Source organism: Frankia sp. AgB1.9 (assembly GCF_016786355.1).
Lineage (GTDB): Bacteria > Actinomycetota > Actinomycetes > Frankiales > Frankiaceae > Pseudofrankia.
In genome coordinates this window covers 1-4,800 of sequence record NZ_JADWYX010000237.1, presented here as the reverse complement: position 1 = coordinate 4,800, position 4,800 = coordinate 1, and the positions used below count along the sequence as shown (strand labels likewise).

At 75.4% G+C, this 4,800-nt stretch carries 4 protein-coding genes; all 4 read right to left on the bottom strand.

The window, feature by feature from the left end; translation table 11 throughout:
• Positions 1 to 186: 186 nt before the first annotated feature.
• The 4 genes from I6A60_RS40670 to I6A60_RS40655 all read right to left on the bottom strand — a co-directional run bounded on the left by I6A60_RS40670 (position 187) and on the right by I6A60_RS40655 (position 4,710).
• Positions 187 to 1,242 carry a nucleotidyltransferase gene (locus tag I6A60_RS40670; RefSeq protein ID WP_203025103.1) on the bottom strand — a complete coding sequence of 352 codons (1,056 nt, stop codon included), beginning with the start codon at positions 1,240 to 1,242 and terminating at the stop codon, positions 187 to 189.
• Between the two features lie 415 nt (positions 1,243 to 1,657).
• Entirely contained in the window at positions 1,658 to 2,194 is a 537-nt protein-coding gene (locus tag I6A60_RS40665; RefSeq protein ID WP_203025102.1) for a GNAT family N-acetyltransferase, read from the bottom strand.
• 69 nt (positions 2,195 to 2,263) lie between these two features.
• A complete protein-coding gene (locus tag I6A60_RS40660) occupies positions 2,264 to 3,502 on the bottom strand; it encodes an NAD(P)-dependent oxidoreductase (protein WP_203055882.1) in 1,239 nt (412 codons plus the stop codon).
• Between the two features lie 494 nt (positions 3,503 to 3,996).
• Positions 3,997 to 4,710, bottom strand: a complete 714-nt coding sequence (locus I6A60_RS40655) for a DedA family protein (protein WP_203017345.1) — start codon at positions 4,708 to 4,710, stop codon at positions 3,997 to 3,999.
• Between the last annotated feature and the right edge of the window lie 90 nt (positions 4,711 to 4,800).

Below are 4,800 nucleotides of genomic sequence, written 5' to 3'. Positions count from 1 at the left end.
CAGCCGAGCCTGAGCTGACGACGGTGGAGCTGCCAGATCCTCCGGCCCCGCCGCCGTCGTGGACCGGGCGGGAGGCCCGCGGGCCGGCCCCCCCGGGGGGGGCCGGGGGCCCCGGGCCCCCCCCCCCGGGGGGGGGGGCCGCAGCCACAGATTCACGCCGACCGCTCGGCGACGGCCGCCCCGCGGTCAGCCGAAGGTGGGGAACTCGGGGCCGAAGATGGCGGCCCAGAGCGCGACGGCCTCCTCGTGGCGCCCGTCGCCCTCGGCGGCGACGGCCTTCTCCGCGTAGGCACGGGCCATCCGGACGGACTCGCCGAGCGCGGCCAGGTCGTCGGGCCGCAGATAGGTCGACAGGTCGCCGCCGACGTCGGCGGGGTCGGCCATCGAGAGGCCGGCCTCGTCCATGTACCGGAACACGGTCGCCAGCGCCTGCCGGGTGTTCAGGCCGCGGCCGGCGAGCACCGTCCCGGCCAGCGCCTCGATGTGGAACGAACGCAGATGGCTGCCGCACACCCGGTTCCACGCCTTCAGTAGCCGGACCGCCGAGATCACTCGGGGGCCGAGATCCTCGGTCCAGCTGGCGTGCCGCTCGGGCCGGGTCGGCAGCCAGCCGCCGATCCGGTCGGGCATGACGTAGCCAGCGCGCGGGTGGTCGAAGGCCGGGACGAGGTGGACGTCCGGCGGGGTGTCATACACGACGCGCAGCGCCTGGCCACGCGTGCCGATCGTCTGGACCCGGTCGCCGCCGATCGCGTTCCGCACGCACAGCAGCAGATCGCGGGAGTCCCAGCGGAACCGCTTCCAGGCGCTGTTCGCGGCACTGAACACCGCGAAGATGTCGACCTCGTCGAGCGGCCGGATCATCGTGTCGCGCCCGGCGGAGCCGATGGTGGCGACGCCGACGAGCGGCAGCGCGCAGCGCGGCGGGAAGATCGCCCGCAGCGCGCGCTCGGCCTCGTCGCGGCGGGCGTCGATCACGGCCTTGTCGTCGGTGGACAGCCGGATGATGTCGTCGAGCTTGGCGAACGCGCGGGCCGTCGTGCCGACCAGCAGTGGCCCCGTCATCGGGTGCGGGCCGGATGCCGGGTGCGGCTGGCCGTCCGCCGACGGGAAGAGGGGGTTCGGGGCGCCCGCCACCGAGTCCTCGGGCCGCCGCCAGTGCGGCGGGATGATCAGGTGATCGTAGGTGACCTCAGCTGGCGGCGTCGCGGCCGAGACCGGGCGTGGGGTATCGACGCTCATATGCACCTCCCCGGCGCAGCGCGCCGACCGTCGGGCTCCCCTCCCGGACACACGCCGGTCCCCAACCGACGCTGATACCGGGGCCGGGGACGGTGGGGTGCCATCTCCAGCCGCGACATCATCCCCATGGTGCCCCAGGCCGTAACCGAATGAACAGTCAGGGCGCCCTACAGGCGCCCAGAAGATACACATCGGTGTCGAAACGGAGCATCAACCGGTGTCGGCTTCCCGACAACCTAGCAGCGGCCACCAGTCGTGCGCATCCAAAGGCGCCAACCGAAGGCAGTGCACCAGCCTGCGAGTATGACAGAAAGACCATTGCGTATAACGTTCTGTTCTAGCGCGCTGGTGGTGACCGACCCGCAATCGCCCCTCCCGGCCAACTGTCACCCTCGGTAAGAGTCGTGGCGGTGCGTCAGCGCGGTGGCGGCCGGCACCAGACGCGCCAGCCGGTCACGATGACCACCTGGGTCGGCTGGAACGACGTGGCCCGCGCGAGCCGCTCGGCGGCCGGGTCGTCGACGCGGACCCGAGTCTCGACCAGCGCGAATCGGTGGGCCTCCAGCCAGCTCGCCAGCGCGCGGATGATCTCGGCGGCGTAGCCACGGCGCCGCTCGGCCGCGTCGATCACCACCGCGACCGCGGCCCGCCGGGCCCTGGTGTCGGCGCCCAGCAGTCCTACCGGCTCACCGTCGTGGTCGCGGACCACCCAGGTGGGCGACGACGGCCCGCCGCCGGCCCGGAGGCGCAGCTCGCGGCGCAGCGCCGCCGGCTCGGCCGTCCCGCGCGCGTCCGGGCCGGCGAACAGACCGCCGACGCCGAGCCCCGGCGGCGGCCGGGAGGCCAGCGCCACCTTGCGCGCCAGTTCCTCGGCCACGTAGCCCGCGTTCCACAGCGTCACCGGAAGCGCCTGTAGCCGCGCGGTGGTCAGCGTCGGTCCGTCGTCAGCCATGAGCCGTCGTCGGTCGGCCGGGCGTCGCCAGAGATAGAGGTATAGGCGGCCGCGCCACGGCGCGCGGGATCAACGCGTCCGGGACGGCTCATTGACGCCGAGCAGGCCCCGGTCCCGCAACCACGCCTCGGTGCGGCTCATCCCGTCGGCGAGGTCGACGCGGGGCTGCCAGCCGGTCACCGCGGTAATCCGGTCGCCGGCGAGGCGGCCGGTCCTCGTCACGTCCGCGACGGCGAGCGGGCCGAGGTCCATCCGCTGGCGCGGGTCGACGCCGGCCGCCAGCCGGGACCCGATCCCGCGGACCAGCCCGAGCGCCACGGCCCCGGTCGACGGCCCGGTCGCGTCGGGGTGCTCGGCCGCGCCCACCGCGGGCACGCCCGCCCGGTCGGCGGCGCCGCCGGGCCCGGGCCGGCCGCCGGGGGCCGGCTCTGGCTCGCCGGACGTCTGGCGCCTGGACTCGACCCGACCGCGCAGCCGGCCGACCGCCTGCGTCGCGTCGTCCAGCGCGCCGTACATCCGGGCCGGCACCGACCGCGGGACCGGCAGGTCGAGCATCCGGCTGTAGCAGCCGACGAACTCGGCGACGGTCGCCGGCGCCGGTCCGGTCACGTGCAGCACCTCGCCGACGGCGGCCTCGCTACCGGCCGCGGCGGTCGCCGCGGGCCCGCCGGCGTCGGTGTGGCCCCGGTTGAGCCCGCCCGGGCCGCCGTCGAGCAGGACGAACCGGCCCGCGCGCAGCAGCAGCACCGGCCAAACCGTCCACCGGCCGGCGCGGGGCCCGTAGGCGTCACCGAGTCGCAGGATCGTCGCGGGCAGCCCGGACGCGGTAGCGGCGCCGACCGCCTGCTCGGCGGCGGCGAGGGTGTCGGCGCGCGGATCACCGGTCAGGCCAACGGGCGCGGTCTCGTCGACGCCGTCGGCGAGGTCGGGTCCGAGCGCGGAGACGCAGGAGAGATGAATCACCCGTCCGACGCGGCCCCGGGCCGCGGCGTCGAGGACGGTCGCGGTCCCGCCGAGCAGCACCTGGCGCATCTGGGCAGCCGGGACACGGGACGATCCGGCCGGCCGGCCGCCCCGGATCGGCGGCAGCTCGCCGACCCCGCCCATCCCGACGGCGGCCGCGTGCACCACCAGGTCGGCGCCGACGAGCTCCTTCTCCCAGTCCCCCGGCCGGCTCACGTCCGCGGCGTGCACACCGGGGCCTCGGGCCACGTCGAGCGCGACGACGTCATCCCCGCGCCCGCGCAGGGCATGGGCGATCGCGCCGCCGACGAACCCCGCGGCGCCAGTCACCACCACCCGAGCCAACGTCAGCCCTCCTGATCACCTGCCGGTGCCGCCAGGCCGCGCGGGCCCGGCGCGGGCACCAGCCCGACCGCCTCCCGCACGCGGGCCACACCTGCCTCCGGATGCGAGCAGCCCCCGTTCCTGCTTGCAGCATCACAGCACACATCGATCTCCGCCACGGCGACCACCCGGCGCAGCACAGGTGCCCGACTGCTCCGGTATCGCGCCAATCCGGGGCGGACCGGACGGCGGCCAGCCGAGGCCGCGCGCGCCTGGCGAGGAGAACCGCGCCCCCACGGACCGAGACTGCCCGTGGATCCTGGGCGCCCATCTGCCTAGCCGCATGAAGCCCGTCGGTGAATCTCGGCCCAGCGCCGCCCGACCGGGCGAAGATCGCCGTTTCGGCCCTCACATGGTCGTGCCCAGGCGCTCTCCGCGACCATGTGAGGGCCGAAACGGCGATCACTGGCACGAAGGTGAGGGAACGGAACGTCCTCGCGCTCTCGGAGGAGCGGTCAGGCAGGGCCGCGCTCGGCGCCGGCAAACGCCGTCGAACCATCCGGCCCGGACTCGATGGGCCGGGCCGCGGGGTCCGGCGAACCGTCCGGCTCGGTCGCCCCGGCGACGGCGAGGTCGGCGGCCGCACGGTTACGCCGGCGGGCCCGGCGGCGCAACAGCTCACCGGGCACACCGGCGGCGAGAGAGAGCGCGACGACCGCGGGCGCGAGCCAGCCGGTCGCGTCCTTGAGGCCCGGGACGGAGGACGCCGCGTACCCGAGCGCGGGGATGCCGGTGCCCCAGATGACCGCGCCCACGGCGGCCGCCGCGAGGAACCGCGCCGGAGGCATCCGGACCGCGCCGGCCAGGATCGGGGCGAAGGTGCGCGCCCATGGCACGAACCGGGCGGCGATGAGCGTGACCGGGCCGAACCGGTCGTAGAAGGTCTCGGTGCGATCGAGGATCTTCTGGTGCCGGCGCTCCAGCCAGGGACGCCCGAGCCGGCGCCCGGTGACGTAGCCGAGGCAGACCCCGGCGACGGCCATCACGGTCACCCCGGCGGCGAGGACCGGCAGCGAGATCCGGTGCGCCGGATTGGCCGCCATCAGGCCGGTAGCGAACAACATGGCGTCTCCCGGCAGCCAGAACCCGATCGGCACGCCGCTCTCGAGGAACACGATCGCGAAGACGGTCAGATACAGGGTGAGGCCGGATAGATGGTCGACATCCATGGCTTCAGTGTGGCTGCTTGGCCCGAACGGGCGCGTAGCGCCCGCGGGCCCAGCCGCCAGTCGGGGGGGCGCCCGCCCCCCCCCCCCCCC